Consider the following 20,794-nt stretch of genomic DNA (forward strand, 5'->3'; position numbering starts at 1 on the left):
TTTTTTTGCCGCAATTCCGGGTTGCGGGTGCTTCTTCTGATTTACTCGTTTTCAAGCTCAAAAGGCATGGATACGGTGCTGGCGCCGGCATCCACATAGGTGATTTCGCCGGTGATGCCGGATGCCAGGTCAGAGCACAGGAAAGCGGCCACGTTACCCACTTCCTCGATAGTCACATTCCGACGCAGCGGTGCCTTGGCGGCGTTGTAGTCCAGCATGCTGCGAAACTTCTTGATGCCGGATGCTGCGAGGGTACGGATGGGGCCGGCGGAAATCCCGTTCACACGAATGCCGTCCGGTCCCATGCTGGAAGCCAGATAACGAACTGAGGCTTCCAGGCTGGCCTTGGCCAGGCCCATCACGTTGTAGTTCGGCACGGTCTGACGCGCGGCATGGTATGTGAGTGTCAGCAGGGAGCCATTGCGGTTGGCCATCATCTGACGCCCGGCTTTGGCCAGGGCAACGAAGCTGTAGCTGGAAATATCATGGGCGATGCGGAATCCTTCGCGGGTTGCCACTTCCGCAAAGCTGCCATCCAGTTCGCTGCCTGGAGCAAAGCCCACCGCGTGGATAATTCCATCCAGCCCGTCCCATTGATCGCCCAGCGCCGTGAATACTGCCTCGATCTCTTCGTCACTGACGACATCGCAGGGGTAGCATAGTGTTTGGTTGCTGCCATAGCGTTCTGCGGCTTTCACGACACGGCTTTTCAGCTTCTCGTTCTGGTAGGTAAAGGCCAGCTCGGCACCTTCGCGGTGCATCGCTTCGGCAATACCCGTGGCAATGGAGCGGTCACTGGCGACGCCGACGATAAGGTAGCGTTTGCCTGCTAGAAATCCCATGTCTGTCCTCGATGTATTTTGAGTTGGAAGTTGGAAGTTGGAAGTCGAAAAGCGCGTGTTAATGGCGCTTCTTAACTTTCAACTTTCAACTTGTTACTGATTATAGGCAATTAAACGGGTTTTGACGTCTGCTCAGGGGTTGCCAAATGCAACGGTGTGTTTCCCGTGGCAAAGGCCGCGGACATGAGCTTGTGGGTATAACTGTGTTGTGGCTGGTCAAAGATAGCCTCTGTATCGCCTTGCTCAACCACCTTGCCATCCTTCATCACCATCACCCGGTGACAGATGGATCGTATGACTTTCAGATCATGGCTGATAAACAAATAGCTGAGATCATGTTTCTCTTGCAGGGATTTGAGCAGTTCCAGGATCTGATATTGCACACTCCGATCCAGGGCTGAGGTGGGTTCATCCAGAATCAGCAGCTCGGGTTCCATGATCAGGGCACGGGCAATGGCGATACGCTGCCGCTGACCGCCGGAAAACTCATGGGGGTAGCGATGTCGTGCTTCGGCCGGAAGGTCCACTTCTTCGAGCATCTGGATGACTTTGGCATCCCTTTCCTGTCGAGACAGGCTGCCGGCGTGCACGGCCAGACCTTCCGCCACGATCTGGCCCACGGTCATGCGCGGATTGAGGCTGCCGAATGGGTCCTGGAAGACCACTTGCAGGCGGCTGCGCCAGCCGCGCAGCTGCCGGGGGGTTAGTTGTCGCAGATCGGTACCGTCCATGAGGATCTGGCCCTGGCTCTTTACCAGGCGCAACAACGCCAGCGCCAGAGTGGATTTACCAGAGCCGGATTCGCCGACAATACCGAGGGTCTCGCCGCGCCTGACGCAAAGATCAATCTCATCCACCGCCCGCATCAACGGGGCAGGGGAGAACAGGCTCCGGCGCTTTTCCTTGAAGGTGACCGCCATGGTACTGGCTTCCAGAAGCAGCGGTGCATCCTCCGCCAGTGGCGGCATCCGGCCTCGGGGCTCCGAGTCGATCAGATGGCGCGTATAGGCCTCCTTGGGCTGTTCCAGCACCTGTGCCGTGGGGCCGGCTTCCACTTTCTTGCCGCGATGCATGACAAGAATGTCATCGGCAAAGCGGCTGACTACCGCCAGATCATGGCTGATCAGCAGGATCGACAGGTTCAGTTCGTTCTGCAACCGCTTGATCAGCGTAAGAATAGTTTCCTGAACGGTCACGTCGAGAGCGGTGGTGGGCTCGTCGGCAATCAGAATCTGTGGATCGTTGGCCAGGGCCATGGCAATCATTACCCGCTGGCGCTGGCCACCACTGAGCTGGTGCGGATAACGGCCCAGCATTTCCGATGTAGCAGGAAGCTCAACCTGGCCGAGTAATTCCAGGCAGCGCGCACGGGCCTTCTGCCGGCTCATTCCCTGATGAACAAACAGGCTTTCGTTGATCTGTTTTTCCACCGTATGCAGAGGATTCAGGGCCGTGAGTGGTTCCTGGAAAATGGTGCCGATACGGCCGCCGCGCAGGGCGCGTTTGCGGTTTTCCGTGAGCCCGAGCAGGTTTTCGCCATCAAGAGTCAGTGTGTCGGCGTGCCAGCTGGCACTATCCGGCAACAGATCAAGGATCGACAGGGCGGTCAGGGACTTGCCGGAACCAGACTCGCCCACCAACGCCAGCATGTGGCCGGGTTCCAGATCCAGGGACAGGTTATCTACGGCCACATCCTGGCCAAATCGAATGGTCAGACCACGCAGGGATAGGAGGCTCATTGCAGAAACTTCCTCGTGTCGAATGCATCACGAACGGCTTCGCCGATAAACACCAGCAGGGTCAGCATGACCGTGAGTGTGGCAAAGACGCTGATTCCCAGCCAGGGAGCGTGCAGATTGGCTTTCCCCTGACCCACCAGGCGGCCCAGGGAAGGCGCATCGGGGGGTAGACCGAAACCGATAAAGTCCAGGGAGGTGAGTGTCACCACGGCACCGTTGAGAATGAAAGGCAGGAAGGTGATGGTGGCCACCATGGCATTGGGCAGCATATGGCGGAACATGATCACCGGTGTGCGCACCCCCATGGCGTGAGCGGCGCGTACATAGTCCATATTACGACAGCGCAGGAATTCGGCCCGCACCAGGTCCACCAGTGTCATCCAGGAAAACAGCAGCATGATGATCAGCAAAATCCAGAAGCTAGGCGTCACAAAGCTGGAAATGATGATAATCAGGAACAGGGTCGGCATGCTTGACCAGATTTCCAGAAAGCGCTGCCCGGCCAGATCCAGCCAGCCACCGTAGTAGCCCTGAATGGCACCAACAATGATGCCGACAATGCTGGAGAACAGAGTCAACATCAGCCCGAACAGTACGGAAATACGAAAGCCGTATATTAATCCGGCGGCCACATCGCGGCCCTGGTCATCGGTGCCGAGCCAGTTTTCCGCCGAGGGTGGGGCAGGCGCGGGTTCGCTCAGATCGTAGTTGATGGTGTTATAGCTGAATCGAATCGGCGGCCAGAGTATCCAGCCATTCTCTTCGATCAGATCTTTTACCACCGGGTCCCGGTAGTTGGCTTCCGATTCGAAAAAGCCGCCAAAAGTGGTTTCCGGGTAGGCATTGAATACCGGGGTGTAGAGGTCGCCGTCATAGTGAACCAGCAAGGGCTTGTCGTTGGAGATGAATTCCGCGCCCAGGCTGAGGATAAACAGCACAAGGAAAATCCATAACGACCAGTAGCCCCGGCGGTTGCTGCGAAAAGCTTGCCATTGGCGGGCCGATACCGGATTGCTGAAACGCAGGGAGGGTAGAGCCATCAGTTATCCCTCCGTTCAAAGTCGATGCGCGGATCCACCCACATATAGGTCAGGTCGCTGACAAGCTTCAGCAACAGGCTGATGAGGGTGAAGATGAACAGGGTGCCAAAGACCACCGGATAGTCGCGGTTGATCACCGATTCAAAGCCCAGTAGCCCGAGCCCGTCCAGGGAGAAGATGAATTCGATCAGCAGTACACCGGTAAAGAACATGCTGATAAAAGCGGCGGGGAAACCGGCGATGATGATCAGCATGGCGTTGCGGAACACATGGCCGTAGAGCACCTGCTTTTCACTCAGTCCCTTGGCTCGGGCGGTTTGCACATACTGTTTGCGAATTTCGTCCATGAAGGAATTTTTGGTCAGCATGGACAGGGTGGCGAAGTTGCCGACCACGATGGCGATGGTGGGCAGTGTGATATGCCAGGCGTAGTCGACAATCTTGCCGAACAGGCTAAGCTCATCAAAATTGTCAGAGGTAAGGCCGCGAAGCGGGAACCACTCGAAATAGGAGCCGCCGGCAAACAGCACGATCAACAGGATGCCCAGCAGAAAGCTGGGGATGGCAAAGCCGACAATAATCGCTGTGCTCGACCAGACATCGAAGCGAGAGCCGTCTCTGACTGCCTTGTGAATACCCAGTGGAATGGAAATCATGTAGGCAATCAGGGTGCTCCACAGCCCCAGAGAGATGGACACTGGTAGGCGTTCTACAATTAGCTCGGTGACGGAACGGTCCCGGTAATAGGATTCGCCGAAATCGAAGCTGAAATAGTTTTTTATCATCAGCCAGAAACGTTCATGGGCAGGCTTGTCAAAGCCGTACATCTTTTCAATACGTTCCACCAGCTCCGGCGGCAAACCCCGGGAACCACGGTATTCGCCGCCGCTGACGGTGTCCGCACTGCCGCCGGCAAAGCTGCTGCCGGTGCCGCCGCCGCCAATTCCTTGCAGTTCCGCCAGGGTCTTTTCCACTGGTCCGCCGGGAGCGGCCTGTACCACCAGAAAGTTCAGTAGCAGGATGCCGAACAGAGTAGGAAGAACCAGCAGCAGCCGTTTGGCAATGTAGTAGCGCATCATTTCGCTGTGCTATCCCACCAGGTATCCAGGGCCGCATCCATGCCAACGTACTTGCCAAGTTCAGGGTGTCGCAGGCGGGACTGGTAGGCGAGTCGGTATTGGTCGGAATACCAGTTGAAGACACTGTAATGCTGCCATTGCAGCACCCGGTCCAGGGCCCGGCAGCGGTTAATCAGTTCTTCACGGGTCTGGGCTGCGACGATCTTGTCCACCAGCGCATCCACAACCGGATTCTTGATGCCAATCAGGTTGCGGCTGCCGGGCTGTTCGGCAGCCTGGGAAGACCAGTATTCTTGCTGTTCATTGCCCGGTGAGCTGGATTGCCCCATGCGATACACAATCATATCGAAGTCGAAATTCTGGATGCGCTCAACCCACAGGGACGAATCCACCTTGGAGACGTTGGCCACAATACCCAGTGCCTTCAGGTTACGGGAGAAAGGCAGAACGATGCGCTCAAAGGCCGGAGAGCTGAGGATAAACTCGAAGCGAACCGGCTTGTTGTCCGGGGTGTAAAGCTGTCCGTCGCGGAGCTGATAGCCGGCTTCCTTGAGCAACATGGATGCCTTGCGCAGATTTTCACGGGGACGACCAGACCCATCCGTTTTGGGAGGCTGGTATTCCTTGTTGAAAACCGCTTCCGGTAGTTGCTCTCGGTATGGCTCCAGCAATGCCAGCTCCGCCTTTGAGGGAAGACCCGTGGCGGCCATTTCGGAGTTATCAAAGTAGCTACGGTTCTGTTTGTATTGTCCGTAGAACAGATTGTCGTTGGACCATTGGAAGTCAAACGCGTAACCAATCGCCTCTCTCAGGATTTCATCCTGGAATAATTCCTTGCGCAGATTGAAGATGAAGGCCTGTGCGCCCCAGGGGTTTCCGTGGCTGACTTCATCAGTAACAATCTTGCCGCTTTCGAAGGCCGGGCCCCGATACGCTGTGGCCCAGAGTTTGGAATTGTTTTCATGGCGCCAGTCGTAGCGACCACTTTTGAAGGCTTCCAGAGCCGCGGTTTCATCCAGATAGTAATCATAGATGATGCGATCGAAGTTATTACGTCCCTTCATCACAGGCAGTGATTGCGCCCAGTAATCCTTGCGGCGCTGGTAAACCACTTTCTTGCCGGGTTTCGCTTCGGCCAGGCGGTAAGGGCCTGAGCCAAGGGGCGGGAGCATGCCGTCTTTGTCGAACTCCCGATCTTGCCAGTGGTGCTTGGGCAGCACGGGAAGCTGGCCGATGATCAGCGGCAGTTCCCGGTTGTCACTGGCCTTGAAGTGAAAGGTAACGGTGCGCGGATCGTTGATTTCCACGCGTTCAACGGCTGCGTAGTAGTAGCTATAGAAAGGCTTGCCTTTCTCCATCAGGGTGTCAAAGGTCCAGGCCACATCGTCGGCCTGCACCGGTTCTCCATCTGCGAAACGGGCCTCCTCGCGAAGGTGGAAACGCACCCAGCTGCGGTCATCCGGCCATTCGATGCTTTCTGCAAGCAAGCCGTACTGGGTGAAAGGTTCGTCTTCACCGCGCACAGTGAGTGAATCGTACAGGTAGGAGTTGTCCAGATACGCCATGCCAGCGGCGGCGCGGCCCTTGGAGACAAAGGGGTTGAGAGAGTCGAAACCGCCGATCACATGCAGCCGCAGCTCGCCGCCTTTGGGGGCGTTGGGGTTGGTGTAATGAAAATGCGAGAACCCGGGGGAATATTTGGGCTCGCCATGCATGGCAATGGCATGGCTCTTGTGGATTTCGGCATGCGCCAATGCTGTGAACGCACACAGCCCAACAAACAGCCCACGCAGCACAGTGCTGTGAATGGCCATAATGACTCCTTTTTTTTCATGCGGCACGCTCACGGGCAACATGCAACGGGCTATAGCAACAATGTCGTCGCTGCTCCAGGTATCGTCGCGTAATCAGTGCTGGCCCACCAGGAATAAGCGTGGCCAGGCTTGTTACATGCCAGCGTGAAGCGTGCGCGCGTTATTTATTTTTCATCCACCAGGTATCCAGACCCAATCCGAACGGGATCGGTTCCGAAGGGCGGGAAAATCTGTCCCACCAGGCAACCCGGTGATGGCGAATATGGTAATTCAGGACGCCGTAATGCTGGTAGCGCAACATCCGGTCCAGCGCTTGCAGGCTGAGCACATACTCGGCTTCTTGCTCAGCAGACAGGGCAGTGCGAACCAGAAAATCGACAACCGGGTGGCTAATACCCGCCAGATTCTTGCTGCCGGGGATATCTGCACTGCTTGAAGCGAAATAATCGGTCAGCTCCGGTCCGGGATAGTCGCGTACCGGCAGTACAAACAGCACCACATCATAGTCGAAGTTGTCCAGCCGCTCCTTATAGGCAGCGGGTTCTACTTCCCGGTAATCGGCCTCAATGCCCAGACGCTGCAGGTTACGGAACCAGGGGGCGAGGATGCGGTAAATGCCGGGGTTGTGATAATTGAGAACGGTAAAGCGGAGCGGCTTGCCTTGCTCGTTGACCAACTTGTGATCCTGCAGGCGCCAACCGCTTTCCTGCAGCAGTGATAGTGCCTCGCGCATGCGGTTGCGGATCTGGCCGCTGCCATCATTCACGGGAGGATGGATATCAGCGCTGAAGAAATTGTCCGGCAGATGCTTGGCTTGATCAGCCAACAGCGCTTGCTCTTCAGCGGTTGCGGGAACCGGGGCAGTGTAGGGGCTGTTGGGAAACCAGCTGACAGTGCGGCTATAGGCATTACTGAACAGGTTGCGGTTGGACCATTCGAAGTCAAACAGCAGGCTGGCAGCCTTACGGACGTTCAGGTCATTAAACGGGGCGCTGCGGGTATTGAAAAAGAAAGCCTGCACCGGACGAGGCATCTGGTGAGGGATTTCCTGTTTGATTATCTGACCCTGTTCAACGGCGGCAAAGTCGTAGGCGGTGGCCCAATGCTTCGAGCTGTAGTCGTAATGCAGGTCATAATCGCCAGACTTGAAGGCTTCAAAACCCACATCAGCATCGCGGAAAAACTCGAAAATCACTTGATCGAAGTTGTAACGGCCGCGGTTAACAGGTAGATCCGCTGCCCAGTAATCCTTGACCCGCTGGAAAACCACCTGCTTGCCCGGTTTGACTGAGCTGACCTGATAAGGGCCGCTGGAGAGTGACGGAGTCAGGGTGGCTCGCTCGAAATCGTGCTTCTCCCAATAATGCTTGGGGAGGATGGGGATCGAGCCGACCACCAGGGGTAAATCCTTGCGGCCTTCCTTGAAGGTGAACCTCACCGTGAGCGGGTCCACCGCCTTCACATCGGCCAGGTCAGCCAGCTGCAAGGTATACTCGGGCTTTCCCTTGCTGAGCAGAATCTCAAAGCTGAACACCACGTCTTCGGCGCGGATCGGGTGGCCGTCATGGAAGCGAGCCTGTTCGCGGATGCGGAAAGTGGCCCAGCTGCGGTCATGAGGATATTCCACCCATTCGGCGATCAGGCCATAAGCGGCTCCGGGTTCATCGCCCAGCCGGTTATGGGACTGGTTGCCCATCAGCAAACTGTCGGCCAGCTCGGTGACACCGTACATCTGCATGCCGGGGGTATCAGCCGGGCTAATGCCCTTGAGAATATACGGGTTGAGGCTGTCAAAGGAGCCCTGGCCATAAAGACGCATAGTGCCGCCTTTGGGGGCATCCGGGTTGACGTAATCAAGGTGCTGAAAGTCGGCGGGGTACTTGAGGTTGCCGAAGGGATGGTAGCCGTGGCTGCGGGTTACCTCGGCGTGGCAAGCCACGCCGAGGAGCAGGGCCACAAGGGCCAGTAAGGGTCTAGAACGTTTTGCGAATATCAACGTAGAGTGTCAGCCGTTGCCCGGGTTTAATGTAACGATTGCTGGCTACACGGTCGTTCCAGCTCTTGATGTCGTTCACCGATACATTAAAGCGGTCTGCAATGGCATACAAGGAGTCTCCGTTGCGTACTGCATAGCGTAGCTTGCGGACCATCTTGTCATTTTCCGGCGGGACGACGCTGCTGCTGTTCTGGGCGGATTCACTCCACACGGCCAGGGACTGGCCGATGCTAAGGCTGTCGCCGGGGGCCATGTTGTTCCATTTGGCCAGTTCCTTCACGCCAACACTGTAGCGACGGGAAATTTCCCACAGGGTGTCGCCGGATTGCACGGTGTAATTGACCCGTTGCCGACCTTTGCGCTCCCGGGACTGATTGGCGGCCAGGCGCGAATCTTCACTCAGGCTGTAGTCGCCTTTCCCGGAGGAGGGCCCCGGAATCAGGAGGGTTCTACCGGCGATGATGGTGTTGCCGTTGAGCTTGTTGATGCTGCGCAGGACCTGCGGCGTGGTGCGATGTTTGCGGGCAATGGCGCCCAGGTTATCGCCGGGGCGGATTTCGTAGCGGGCCCACTGCATGCGCTGGTCCCGGGGCAATTCGGCCAGCCCGGTACGGAAGCGCTCTTCCCGGTCAACCGGAACCAGAAGACGGTGTGGACCATCCGGCGAGGTGGCCCAGCGGTTAAAGGAAGGGTTAAGCAGATAGAGCTCTTCCACGGAAATATCCGCCAGTCGGGCGGCCTGGGTCAGGTCAATCTGGCCACCGATGTCCACGCTGCTGAAATAGGCTTCATTACGGATCGGATGCAGGGTGACGCCGTAGGTTTCCGGCTCCTGCACGATCTGGGCAATCGCCAACAGCTTGGGAACGTAGGCGGTGGTCTCCCGCGGCAGATTCAGGTTCCAGAAATCCGTGGGCTTGCCCGCCTCTTCGTTGCGGCGGATGGCTCGCGACACGGTACCGCCGCCGGCATTGTAGGAAGCCAGCGCCAGTAGCCAGTCGCCGTCAAAGCGGTTGGAGAGCTTTTGCAGGTAATCCAGAGCTGCGTTGGTGGATTTGAGAATGTCCCGTCGTTGATCTTGCCACCAGGTGCGCTCCATGCCGAAGTAATCACCGGTAGACGGAATGAACTGCCAGGGGCCGGCGGCTCGGCCGTGGGAGTAGGCGAAGGGGTCAAAGGCGCTTTCCACGATGGGCAGCAGGGCCAGCTCCAATGGCATGTTGCGCGCTTCTGCCTGCTCGATGATGTAGTGAAGGTAGCGCTCGGATCGGGTGGTGACACGGGTGAAGTATTGCGGGTGGCGGGCGTACCAGTCGCGCTGGACGCGAATGCGGTCATTTTCCACTTCCAGATCAAGGCCGTAACCCTGACGTAGTCTTACCCATAAATCGTTGTTGTCTTTATCTTGATCCGGGCTGCTTTCCACGGGGGTCGGCTCGTCCATGCCGTTGGCGAGATTGACATCGTCCACCGACGGTTCGGCGGCGGGCATGGGAGGAAGCTCATCCAGGGACTGATTCGAGGCACAGCCTCCCAAGACTCCCAAGCCCAGACACAGGGCGAGAGTGGTAATTTTTTTCATAATAATAACGACAGCAAAATATTTTAGTCATTTTAGGGGCATGCAAAGGGCCCCCACAAGCAGTGTCAGCTAAAAGTTGTCTTTCCAGCGACGCAAGGCGGCAAAACACTGCATATCAGAGCCGGCCGTTCCCGCTTCCCGGGCTTCGCAGGCGCGCTTGAGTGTCGGCTCATGGGCGCGCAGAAAGGGGTTGCTGCGTACCTCTTCTTCGAGGGTGGAGGGCAGGGTGATCTGACCCGCCTCGCGGGCCTGGCGCACGGTGTCGAGGCGTTTTGCCACAGCATCGTCATCCGGGGTGACTGCCGCAGCAAAAGTCAGGTTGGCCAGGGTATATTCATGGGTACAGAATACCTGCGTTTTAGCGGGCAGGCTGGCTAGCCGCTGCAGTGAGTCAAACATCTGCGCCGGGGTGCCCTCGAACAGCCGTCCGCAACCGCCGGCAAACAAGGTGTCACCGCAGAACAGCCAGCAGCGGTCTGTGTCGTGGAAGGCGATATGGCCAAGGGTATGGCCGGGAACTTCCATGACTGCCAGGGTCATGTCCACGCCTGCTGGCTGGATGGTGTCGCCTTCGGCAAGCGGGTGCGTCATCCCGGGGATGGTTTCCCTGGCAGGCCCGTAAACGGGAATATCCCTTTCCCGGAGTAGAGCAGGAATGCCGCCGACATGGTCCGGATGATGGTGAGTCACCAGAATGCTGGTGAGTCGCAGCCCGTTGTCCTTAAGGAACTGCTCGACTGGTGCAGCATCGCCCGGGTCCACCACCACGCAGCGGTCCTCCTGGCGGATGGCCCAGATGTAATTGTCGCGAAATGCGGGGATGGCGGTGGGGCTTGGCAACATGTCGTGCTACGCTCCTGAAAAACGGCAATCTTTTGTGATCAGGGGTCATTGTCCGTCATGCAACTGCCTCCACTCAACCGTATTTCCTATAATGCTTCTTCACCGGAGCTGGGCCGCAATTTTGATAACTGGCTGGACAGCGAGCCAGGTCAGGCTTTGCTGGCCGCAGAGCGAGCCATGCTTGGGGAATGGTTGCGCAGCCAGGCCGGCCAGCGTGCGGTGGCCCTGTATAGTGGCAGCGGTCGGGATATGTTGGCCGAGAGCCCGCTACCCTGGCAGACCAGCATCTCTACCGAAGGCTTCGGAGGCACCCGGGTTCGCGCCCGGCTCGAGCTGTTGCCCCTGGCCAAGGCCAGTGTGGATCTGCTCCTGCTGCACCATGTCATGGACTTCAGTCATGACCCCCACCAGGTGTTGCGTGAAGCCACTCGAAGTATTGCGCCTGGCGGCAAGGTGGCCATTATCGGCTTCCACCCGATCAGCCTGATGGGGCTGGCTCGGTGGTTCTTCTGGCGGAAGCGGCCGGGCTGGTCCGGGCGCTTTTACCGGCCCACCCGGCTCACTGACTGGTTGCAGGTATTGGGATTTGAGGTCGATGGCATGGCCAGTGGCTTCTATACTATGCCGCTTTCCGACCGTGGCCGGGAGCGGCTTGGGCTGCTTGAGTGGCTGGGTAGTCTGCTGTGGCCCCGCCATGGCAACGCCTATTTACTGGTAGCCCGCAAGCGGGCCGGCATTGCCAAGTTGTTGCCCAGCCGGCAACACAAGGTGCCGCGCAATACAGTGGTGCCCGTACCGGTTGCCCGCTGGGGACAGCAAAACAAGGAGTCCTGATTCATTGAAGCAAGTGATTATTTTCACCGACGGCGCCTGCCGCGGTAACCCCGGCCCGGGTGGTTGGGGAGCGCTACTGCGTTACGGCACCACCGAGAAGACGCTTTTCGGTGGTGAACCTGATACCACCAACAACCGCATGGAGCTGATGGCCGCGATCATGGCCCTGGAAGCGCTGACAGCGCCCTGTCAGGTAGTGCTGACAACGGACTCGCGTTATGTCATGGATGGCATCACCAAGTGGATGGCCAACTGGAAGAAGCGGGGCTGGAAAACCGCATCCAGGCAGCCGGTGAAAAATGCGGATCTGTGGCGACGCCTGGATGCGGCCTGCGAGAAACACACCATTGAATGGCAATGGGTCAAGGGCCACAGCGGACATCCCGAGAATGACAAGGCCGATGCACTCGCCAACCGTGGCATTGATGAACTGCTTCAGAAAAAAGGAATGCCGAGCTAATGCGTCAGGTAGTACTGGATACGGAAACCACCGGCCTTGAGCCCAATGATGGCCACCGGGTGATCGAGATTGGTTGTGTAGAAGTGATTAATCGTCGCCTCACCGGCAACAGCCTGCATTTGTATCTCAATCCGCAGCGCGAGATCGATGAAGGAGCGCTGGCCGTTCACGGCATCAGCACCGAGTTCCTGGCGGACAAACCCACTTTCGACAAGGTGGCGGATGAATTCCTCGCCTTTGTGGATGGTGCGGAGCTGGTGATCCATAACGCCCCGTTCGATGTGGGCTTCCTCAACCACGAGTTGCGCCGCCTTGGCAGCCGCTATGGGACCATGGAGCAGCGCTGCGGCGTGCTCGATACCCTGGTAATGGCGCGGCAGAAGCATCCGGGGCAGAAGAACAATCTGGATGCGCTGTGCCGCCGTTATGGGGTGGAAAACGGCCACCGGGAGCTGCACGGGGCCCTGCTCGACGCGGAGATCCTTGCCGACGTCTACCTGGCGATGACCGGCGGCCAGACCCGACTGTCACTCGACGGCAATAACAGTGCAGAGCAGGGCGGAGAGATGGCGGCTGAGGCTATCCGCCGGCTGGATGGTCAGCGCCCGGGGCTGACCGTGGTGCGTGCCTCGGATCTGGAGTTGCAGCGGCATCGCGACAAGCTGTCCGCCATCGCCGACAGTAACGGTGAGCCCACCCTGTGGGACCGGCAGGAAGAAGACAGCCCGCTGCATTGATGAACGCCTGACGCAAAAGAATCAAAAAAGGCGGAGATGGGTTTAATGCCCATTTCCGCCCTAAGACCACTATTTGTGTCAGGTGTCAGCTAGTGCCCCTTGTCTGGAGATACCTGGAATTCACTGACATCGTGGTGTTCGATCCAGCCCTTCTCGTAGAGATAATCCGTTGCCGGCCCCAGTGCCATCATCGACATGAGCAAGCCGGTAATGGACATGACGATGGTATAGGGCAGGGCCATGACGACCATGCGTCCGTAGGACAGCCGCACCAGCGGCGCCAGCGCCGAGGTCAGCAGGAACAGGAAGGCGGCCTGGCCATTCGGAGTGGCAACCGAGGGAATATTGGTGCCGGTGTTGATGGCCACTGCCAGCAAATCGAATGTGTCCCGATCGATTTCACCCTTCAGTAGTGCCTGACCGACTTCATCCACATAGACCGTCGCCACAAAAACATTATCGGACACCGCCGACAGTACCCCATTGGCTACATAGAAGGCTGGACCCTGGATCTGTTTTTCCAGGCTCAGCACGTATTCAATGATCGGTGCGAAAAGTTGCTGGTCGGCAATTACCGCCACCACGGCAAAAAACACCGTCAGCAGGGCGGTAAACGGCAAAGCTTCTTCGAACGCGGCACCCAGACGGTGTTCCTCGATGATGCCGGTAAAGGAGGTGGCCAGAATGATCACCGTCAGACCCACCAGGCCCACGGAGGCGGCGTGGGTAGCCAGCCCGACCACCAGCCAGACGGCGGTGAGCGCCTGTACCACCAGAGCGGCCCGGTTCTGCATGGTCCGTTTGCGGTCCTGCTCCAGGGCGTATTGGCGCATGATGCCCCGGACCTTTTCTGGGATGTCTTCGCCATAACCAAAGCTGCCGCTAATTTCCAGGAACACGCAGGTCAGTAGGCCCATGACCAGAACCGGCAGGGTGATTGGCGCCATCCGCAGGAAGAATTCGCCGAATTCCCAGCCTGCCTTGTTGGCGATCAGCAGGTTCTGAGGCTCGCCCACCAGAGTGCAAACCCCGCCCAGGGCAGTGCCCACTGCTGCATGCATGAGCAGGCTGCGCAGGAAGGAGCGGAAGCGGCGAAGGTCTTCGCGGTGTAGGTCTTCAACACTGGTGTCGTCGCCGTGATCATGCTTCTGCTGAAAGGTCTTGCCTGAGGCCACCTTGTGGTAGATGCCGAAGAAGCCGGTACAGACTGCAATGACCACAGCGGTAACGGTGAGCGCATCCAGAAAGGCCGAGAGAACTGCAGCCGCCACACAGAACAGCAGGCTCAGGCGTACCTTGGATTTCACCCCCAGCAGGATGCGGGTAAACAGGAACAGCAACAGATCCTTGAGAAAGAAAATCCCCGCCACCATGAAGATCAGCAGCAGCATCACCTCCAGGTTGCTCTCAACCTTGTGCAGTACCGTCTCCGCAGAGGTGAGCCCAATCAGTACCGCTTCAATGGCGAGCAGGCCGCCCGGCTGGAGCGGATAGCACTTCAGTGCCATGGCCAGAGTAAAGATGAACTGCGCCAGCAGCAGCCACCCGGCGACGACCGGACCCAGAGTCAGGTGGATCAGCGGATTCACTGCCAGGAAGGCAATGATGGTGTACTTGTACCAGGCGGGAGCTTGCCCAAGAAAGTTGTGCAAAAAGGCACGGCCAAGCGTGGCTGACATGGCGGAATCCTGCGCGAGGGATGAACGGGGTTTTTGCGGTCGCAATCATACGGACTTGCCTTGCCCCAGTACAGTGCAGATGGCGGGGAGCGGGACCGGACGATGGTAGGGGTTGACACTCAAGCAGCCGGTTTAGGGTTGGCGATGGTTAAAACGCCATTGCCAGAGTGTGGCCAGGTTAACAAATGGCCAATAAATCAGTTGCTTACAAATGAAAGTTGACGCACTGTTTGATGACGTGCAAAAGTTGATGCGCCTTTCTCGGTCGGTGCTGAAAAGGACAGTAAAGTCCTTTTCTTGCCGCCTGGACGGCAGGCTGCCGCCAAGGTAGACACAGTAAACCACGTGCTCTGCGTGTTTGAGATGACAGCAATGCTGTCTCTGTGGTGTCTGCCCGGCTTGCTTTCGATGGCCTGCCGACACTTCTATCATGAGAATTGCGGCGTATCCGGGGGTTTTTGTACGGCTTTACGGATCGGGCCGATGATAATAACAGTTGGGTGCTTGCGGAGAGTCCATGGTCGCCATAACGAATACCACCTCCCTGACTTTTCTCAAGGAAGCGATTGACGCCACCCTGACGGAAGCGGAAAACAGCTTGGAGGCATTTTCCGACGACCCCTCCCGTCAGGAGGAGCTGGCACGCTGTGCCGAAGACTTCCAGCAATTGCGGGGTATCTGCCAGGTGGTAGAGCTGCCTGCGGCTGCGCTGATGAGTGAAGAGATGTCTCTTGCCGCCCGGGAGCTGCGTGAAAAGCAGTCCGATGCCCGGGTACAGGCATTGAGTAATGCCATTGTGTTGCTCACCCGCTATTTCGATTATGTCCAGTTGAAGAACCGCACTCTGCCGGCACTGTTGATCGGCGGTATTAATGAGCTGCGTCGCGCCGGTGGTAAGGCACTGATTCAGGAAAGCCATTTTTTTAGTGCCGAGCTATCCCGGCCCCGTAACCCGGTAGCGCCGGACAGTGACCTGCCTCGCGCCGAATTGCCGGCACTGGCCCGTCGCCTGCGCCACATGTATCAGACTGGCCTGCTGGGTGTATTGCGAGATCTGAACCCTTCGGTAAGCCTCCGTCTGATGGGGCGGGCCATGGTGCGCCTGGATCGCGCCGCCGGTGATTGTGGTCTGAGTCGGTTTCTGTGGATTGGCCAGGCCGTCATCACGGCCATGGTGGCCGATGACATGGCGATCACCCCGGCCCGTAAGGCGCTGTTGTCCCAGTACGACCGACAATTGAAGAAGCTGGTCTATGGTGGGGATCAGGCGCTCAGCGAAGAAGCGCCGTTGTTGATGATCAAGGAAAGTCTCTATCTGGTGTCTCTGTCCTCCCTGGACACAGGTGTGGTTGCGGAAGTGAAGCAGGCGTTTGCTCTGAACAATGATGTATCCGACGCCATCCTGCAGCGCGAACTGGCACTGATGACCGGTGCCAGCGGCTCGGTGATCCGTTCGGTTGCCAGTGCCATGCGCGATGAAATCAGTGAGCTGAAAGAAAGCCTGGATATGGCCTCCCAGGGAGTGGCTGACACCAATTATCAGTCCGTGGCCGCCAGCCTCAACCGTCTGGGTAGCACCCTGGCCATGATCGGTAAGGACGATGAGGCAGGAGTGATCAAACAGCGTGCCGCGCAGGTAAACGAGTGGCGTGCTGACCAGAACGTTGAAAGCGAAGCATTTCATGCGCTGGTGGATGACCTGCTGATGGTTGAGAACGTGGCGGCAAATCTGGAGCGCAGTATTGCGCCGGAAGACGACATCCATCGTGGCAGCAACAACAGCGGTATTTCTCTTTACCAGCTGGATGATGCTCGCATGACCGTGGTCGGGGAGTGCCGTGCCGGGCTGGCTCTGGCCAAGCGCTCCATCAGTTCTTTTATGGATAACAACTGGGATGCCATGCATCTTTCCAATCTGCCCGGCACCTTTGCGTCAATTGCCGGCGGCCTGATGTTCCTGGAGTTGCAGCGGGCCCGTGGTGTGACTGAGTCATGCCACAAATACATCGTTCATCAGCTCATTGAGGCTCCGACCACTCCCACCAAGGAAAATATGGAAACCTTGGCCGACGCCCTCACCGGCGTGGATTACTACCTGGAAAGTATGGAAGAGCAAAAGCCCATCGGCGACGGTGTGCTCGAGGTGGCTGAAGAAAGTATGAAAGCGCTGGGTTACCCGGTGGCCAAAGTGGCTTGATGACCATGATTGATCTCTCCAGCCCCGAACCCAAGGATGCTGAACACGCCCGTTGTTATGTCATCCATGAGCAAAATATCCTGATTGCCGCCGATCAGTGGCAGCTGCCGGTGATGCCGGCTTATATGCTTCGCCAGCATCCTCATTACTTTTATCTGGGTCTGTTGAACGGCGAGCCCTGTTACGTTTGTGAACTGGTAAACCACGAACTGGATGATGGTTCCCTGCAACCGGTGCCGCTACGGCAATTGATTTCCGGAGGCCTGGATGAGCCAGGCTTCTCGATGGTCAGCCGGGCCTTGCAGTTCCTCAGTTGGCAAAAGAACCACCGTTACTGCAGCCGCTGTGGCTCACTCACTGAAGCCCACCATCGGGATCTGGCCATGACCTGTCAGGCCTGTGGCTATTTCCAGTACCCGAGAATCACTCCCTGCATCATTACCCTGGTTACCCGCGGCGAGCATGCACTGCTGGGGCGCTCAACCCGTTTTCCGGAAGGAATGTATTCCTGTCTGGCGGGTTTCATGGAGGCAGGGGAGTCGGCGGAGCAGGCCCTGGCCCGTGAAGTGCGTGAAGAAAGTGGCATCGAAGTGACCAATCTTCAATATCTCACCAGCCAGTCATGGCCGTTTCCCCACTCGTTGATGCTGGGCTTCCACGCAGATTACGCCGGTGGGGATATCTGTATTGATGATGACGAGATAGTAGCGGCGGACTGGTTTCACTACCGGTCGCTGCCCATGATACCGCCACCGGGCAGTATCGCCCGAACCCTGATTGACCATTGGGTAGCGCGTTTCCAATAAAGGACAGAAGCAATGAATTACACACTCGCGCCTCTGGTGATTTTTATTTTCAGCCTGCTTTTTGTCTTGTTGGGCGCCTGGGTGCTGCTGCGCCAGCAATGGTTGATGCAATGGCTGAAAGGCACGGCAGGGCTGCTGATGGTAGGGCTGGCTATCTATCTGAGCCTGTTCGCCCTGAATATCTATGGCTACCGTGAATACGCTCAGGAAGTGTCCGTGGCCACGGTCAGCTTCCGCCAGTCCGGTGACCAATCCTTCATTGCCACCGTCACCCGCACCGATGGCACCACCGAAGACTTCCGTCTGAAAGGGGACCAATGGCAGCTGGATGCCCGTATTATCAAATGGAAAATGCCTTTCAGCCTGCTGGGCCTGCAGCCAGGCTACCAGTTGGACCGCATCTCCGGTCGCTATTACGCGCTTGAAGATGAGCGATCCCGGGACCGCACTGTCTACAGTCTGCACCGTGATCCGGTCGGTATTGATGTCTGGAAGATGGCTCGGGACGGCTGGAGTCTGCTGGTGGATGCCAGCTATGGCAGTGCCGCCTATTTGCCAATGGCAGAAGGTGCCCTGTTTGAGGTGAATGCCGGTGCTACCGGTCTGGTCGCCCGCCCCATGAATGGCAGTGCCCAGCAGGCCATCTCCGGCTGGGATTGAGGTCGTCTTGAGGTGCCATCACCGTGTTACTGTGGTGGCCGCCATACCCCATTGCCGCTCGGTTAGGTAGAATCCCCTCACTCCTTTTCATCTGCCGACCACGGGCAGGTACCAATCCTACGGACAAGCAGGTAAACAGTGATCGCGTTTTTATCCGAATATGGCATGTTTCTGGCCAAGGTCGTTACTCTGGTGGTAGCAATCTTGTTTGTGATCGGCGGCATCGCCGCTACCGCTTCCCGCGGCCGTAACAAGGCGGGCCAGGACGGAGAACTGAGAGTTCGCCACCTCAATGAAGAATTTGATGACCTCAAGGACTCTCTGGAGGCGGAAATCCTGCCCGAGGCACAGCGCAAGAAAGCCCATAAAGCGAAGCGCAAGCAGGAAAAACTGGAAGCCAAGCAAAAGAAAAAGGCTGGGACCGAAGACAAGGTCGAGCCACGCCTGTTCGTGCTGGATTTCGATGGTGATGTGCAGGCCAGCGCAGTGGATCATCTGCGCCGGGAAATCAGTGCCGTGCTGCAGGTGGCTACCCAGAATGATGAAGTGCTGGTGCGTTTGCAGAGCCCTGGTGGTTTGGTGCACAGCTATGGTCTGGCTGCCTCCCAGCTGCGCCGTATCCGCAATAGCGGCATCAAGTTGACGGTGACTGTGGACGAAGTGGCCGCCAGTGGCGGTTACATGATGGCCTGCATTGCTGACCGTATTGTGGCGGCGCCTTTCGCGGTGATTGGCTCCATTGGTGTGGTTGCACAGATTCCCAACTTCCATCGTCTGCTGAAAAAGAACGATATCGACGTGGAGCTGATGACCGCCGGTGAATACAAACGCACCATGACCATGCTGGGCGAGAACACCGAAAAAGGGCGCGCCAAATTCCAGGAAGAACTGGAAGAAACCCACCAACTGTTCAAAACCTTTGTTCGTGACAATCGCCGTGGCCTGGACCTGGACAAAGTCGCCACTGGCGAGCACTGGTTTGGCAGCCAGGCCAAGGAATTGGGTCTGGTTGACGAGATCATGACCAGTGACGAACTGTTGCAACTGCGCCAGGGTACCCATTCACTCTATCAGGTACAGTGGGAAGCCAAACGTAAGCTGGGCGAACGGCTGGGTTTCTCCCTGGAAACGAGCCTGCACCGTGCCGTAGAAAAATTCTGGCACCGTGGTAGCCAGCGACAGATTCATTAAATAAGCTGCGAGCTATGAGCTGCTAGCTTTGAGACGCGGGAAAGCGTGCTGCTATTCGAGAGAGTATTGTCACCGCGCCCAAGGCTGTAACACCATTGTTTCGCGGGCAGGGTTTTTCTGTTTAAGAAGACCTTTATCCGCGTCTCACAGCTAGCAGCTAGCGGCTCGTAGCTTTAGAGGAGTTCGATCATGAGTTTCCAAGCCCTGTTGACCCGTGAAACCGAGAACGGCTACCAAACCGCACTGGAAGAACGTGAGCTGACCGATCTGGGGGAAGAGGGTGTATTGGTGCGCGTGCATTGGTCATCCCTGAACTACAAGGATGCGCTTTCTGCCACCGGCAACAAGGGTGTTACCCGCCAGTTTCCCCATACGCCAGGTATTGATGCGGTGGGAGTGGTAGAGGAAACCTCAGACGGTCCTTTCAGTGTTGGCGATACCGTGATCTGCACCGGTTATGATCTGGGTATGAATACGGATGGTGGCTACGGTCAGTACATCCGGGTGCCTGCAGAATGGCTGGTTCCGTTGCCGGATGGTCTGGCACCCCGAGATGCCATGGTGCTGGGTACCGCCGGGCTAACCGCTGCATTGTGCGTAGAGTCACTGCTCGATACCGGTCTTAATCCGGATCAGGGCCCGGTGTTGGTAACCGGCGCCACTGGTGGAGTCGGTAGCATCACCGTCGCCATTCTCTCCAAGCTGGGCTTTTCTGTCACCGCTGTAAGCGGCAAGTCGCAATCCCATCCGTGGCTCAAGTCGCTGGGCGCCAGTGAAGTGATCAGCCGTGACAGTTTTCTTGAGAACGCGGGCAAACCCATGCTCAAGGAGCAATGGGCCGGGGCGGTGGATTGTGCCGGTGGTGATATGCTGACGACGGCATTGAAGAGCCTTAAATATGGTGGCTGTGCCGCCTGTTGTGGATTGGCGGCATCTCCGAAGCTGGAAATGACGGTATTGCCCTTTATTCTGCGCGGTGTGAACCTGTTGGGTGTGGACAGTGTTGAGTTGCCCTGCGAAATCAAACAGCAGATGTGGCAGTTGCTTGCGGACGAGTGGATGCCTGTGGATCTGTCCCTGCTGGAAGCGGATGAGGTTGAACTGGACGGTGTTAATGCCTGGGTAGATAAAATTCTCCAGGGTGGCGTACAGGGGCGTGTGGTCGTGCGCTTGCCCTGATGCCGGAAGCATTCAATCTCTATAAAAAAGCGCGGCTATGCCGCGCTTTTTTATTTGTCTGAAGAAAGTCACTCACGCATTCTATAGTCATGCGATATTTCGATGAAATCCAGGCG

At 57.4% G+C, this 20,794-nt stretch carries 17 protein-coding genes; 8 read left to right on the forward strand and 9 right to left on the reverse strand.

The window, feature by feature from the left end; genetic code table 11:
• Nucleotides 1-41: 41 nt before the first annotated feature.
• From B3Q33_RS06775 to gloB, 8 genes are all read right to left on the reverse strand, one after another.
• Entirely contained in the window at nt 42-842 is an 801-nt protein-coding gene (locus B3Q33_RS06775; protein WP_035244203.1) for an enoyl-ACP reductase FabI, read from the reverse strand.
• 110 nt (nt 843-952) lie between these two features.
• Nucleotides 953-2,581, reverse strand: coding sequence for an ABC transporter ATP-binding protein (locus B3Q33_RS06780; RefSeq protein WP_272961880.1), 1,629 nt, complete (start codon nt 2,579-2,581; stop codon nt 953-955).
• Nucleotides 2,578-3,621, reverse strand: a complete 1,044-nt coding sequence (locus tag B3Q33_RS06785; protein WP_035244205.1) for an ABC transporter permease — start codon at nt 3,619-3,621, stop codon at nt 2,578-2,580. Before B3Q33_RS06785 ends, B3Q33_RS06780 begins: the two co-directional genes overlap by 4 nt.
• Nucleotides 3,621-4,697 (reverse strand): microcin C ABC transporter permease YejB, encoded by a 1,077-nt coding sequence (locus B3Q33_RS06790; protein ID WP_035244207.1) that lies wholly within the window; start codon nt 4,695-4,697, stop codon nt 3,621-3,623. The genes B3Q33_RS06785 and B3Q33_RS06790 overlap by 1 nt, the downstream gene beginning before the upstream one ends.
• Entirely contained in the window at nt 4,697-6,514 is a 1,818-nt protein-coding gene (locus B3Q33_RS06795; RefSeq protein ID WP_273009582.1) for an extracellular solute-binding protein, read from the reverse strand. The genes B3Q33_RS06790 and B3Q33_RS06795 overlap by 1 nt, the downstream gene beginning before the upstream one ends.
• 160 nt (nt 6,515-6,674) lie before the next feature.
• Nucleotides 6,675-8,471 (reverse strand): extracellular solute-binding protein, encoded by a 1,797-nt coding sequence (locus tag B3Q33_RS06800; RefSeq protein WP_273009580.1) that lies wholly within the window; start codon nt 8,469-8,471, stop codon nt 6,675-6,677.
• 16 nt (nt 8,472-8,487) lie between these two features.
• Nucleotides 8,488-10,092, reverse strand: a complete 1,605-nt coding sequence (locus tag B3Q33_RS06805; RefSeq protein WP_286827301.1) for a lytic transglycosylase — start codon at nt 10,090-10,092, stop codon at nt 8,488-8,490.
• 69 nt (nt 10,093-10,161) lie between these two features.
• Entirely contained in the window at nt 10,162-10,935 is a 774-nt protein-coding gene (gene gloB, locus B3Q33_RS06810) for a hydroxyacylglutathione hydrolase (RefSeq protein ID WP_035244214.1), read from the reverse strand.
• 57 nt (nt 10,936-10,992) lie between these two features.
• Between gloB and B3Q33_RS06815 the strand changes: the two genes are divergently transcribed.
• The 3 genes from B3Q33_RS06815 to dnaQ are packed head-to-tail and all read left to right on the forward strand — an operon-like array spanning nt 10,993 to nt 12,966.
• Nucleotides 10,993-11,769, forward strand: a complete 777-nt coding sequence (locus B3Q33_RS06815) for a class I SAM-dependent methyltransferase (RefSeq protein ID WP_035244215.1) — start codon at nt 10,993-10,995, stop codon at nt 11,767-11,769.
• Nucleotides 11,770-11,773: 4 nt separating this feature from the next.
• Nucleotides 11,774-12,229 (forward strand): ribonuclease HI, encoded by a 456-nt coding sequence (rnhA, locus tag B3Q33_RS06820; protein WP_035244217.1) that lies wholly within the window; start codon nt 11,774-11,776, stop codon nt 12,227-12,229.
• Nucleotides 12,229-12,966, forward strand: a complete 738-nt coding sequence (gene dnaQ / locus B3Q33_RS06825; protein WP_035244219.1) for a DNA polymerase III subunit epsilon — start codon at nt 12,229-12,231, stop codon at nt 12,964-12,966. Before rnhA ends, dnaQ begins: the two co-directional genes overlap by 1 nt.
• A gap of 89 nt (nt 12,967-13,055) precedes the next feature.
• On the opposite strand, the gene nhaB is transcribed toward dnaQ, so the two are convergent.
• Nucleotides 13,056-14,645, reverse strand: a complete 1,590-nt coding sequence (gene nhaB / locus B3Q33_RS06830; RefSeq protein ID WP_035244221.1) for a sodium/proton antiporter NhaB — start codon at nt 14,643-14,645, stop codon at nt 13,056-13,058.
• Nucleotides 14,646-15,162: 517 nt separating this feature from the next.
• Here nhaB and B3Q33_RS06835 point away from each other — a divergent pair.
• From B3Q33_RS06835 to B3Q33_RS06855, 5 genes are all read left to right on the forward strand, one after another.
• Complete coding sequence (locus B3Q33_RS06835; protein WP_035244223.1) at nt 15,163-16,842, forward strand: hypothetical protein; 1,680 nt, start codon at nt 15,163-15,165, stop codon at nt 16,840-16,842.
• Complete coding sequence (nudC, locus tag B3Q33_RS06840) at nt 16,842-17,648, forward strand: NAD(+) diphosphatase (RefSeq protein WP_273009576.1); 807 nt, start codon at nt 16,842-16,844, stop codon at nt 17,646-17,648. Before B3Q33_RS06835 ends, nudC begins: the two co-directional genes overlap by 1 nt.
• Nucleotides 17,649-17,660: 12 nt before the next feature.
• Nucleotides 17,661-18,308: a hypothetical protein gene (locus B3Q33_RS06845; RefSeq protein WP_273009575.1), complete on the forward strand. Its 648-nt coding sequence runs from the start codon at nt 17,661-17,663 to the stop codon at nt 18,306-18,308.
• 138 nt (nt 18,309-18,446) lie between these two features.
• Entirely contained in the window at nt 18,447-19,499 is a 1,053-nt protein-coding gene (gene sohB, locus B3Q33_RS06850) for a protease SohB (RefSeq protein ID WP_272979932.1), read from the forward strand.
• 189 nt (nt 19,500-19,688) lie between these two features.
• Nucleotides 19,689-20,678, forward strand: coding sequence for a YhdH/YhfP family quinone oxidoreductase (locus B3Q33_RS06855; RefSeq protein ID WP_273009574.1), 990 nt, complete (start codon nt 19,689-19,691; stop codon nt 20,676-20,678).
• Nucleotides 20,679-20,794: the final 116 nt, after the last annotated feature.

It is taken from the genome of Alcanivorax sp. UBA3183 (assembly GCF_002364155.1).
GTDB lineage: Bacteria > Pseudomonadota > Gammaproteobacteria > Pseudomonadales > Alcanivoracaceae > Alcanivorax > Alcanivorax jadensis.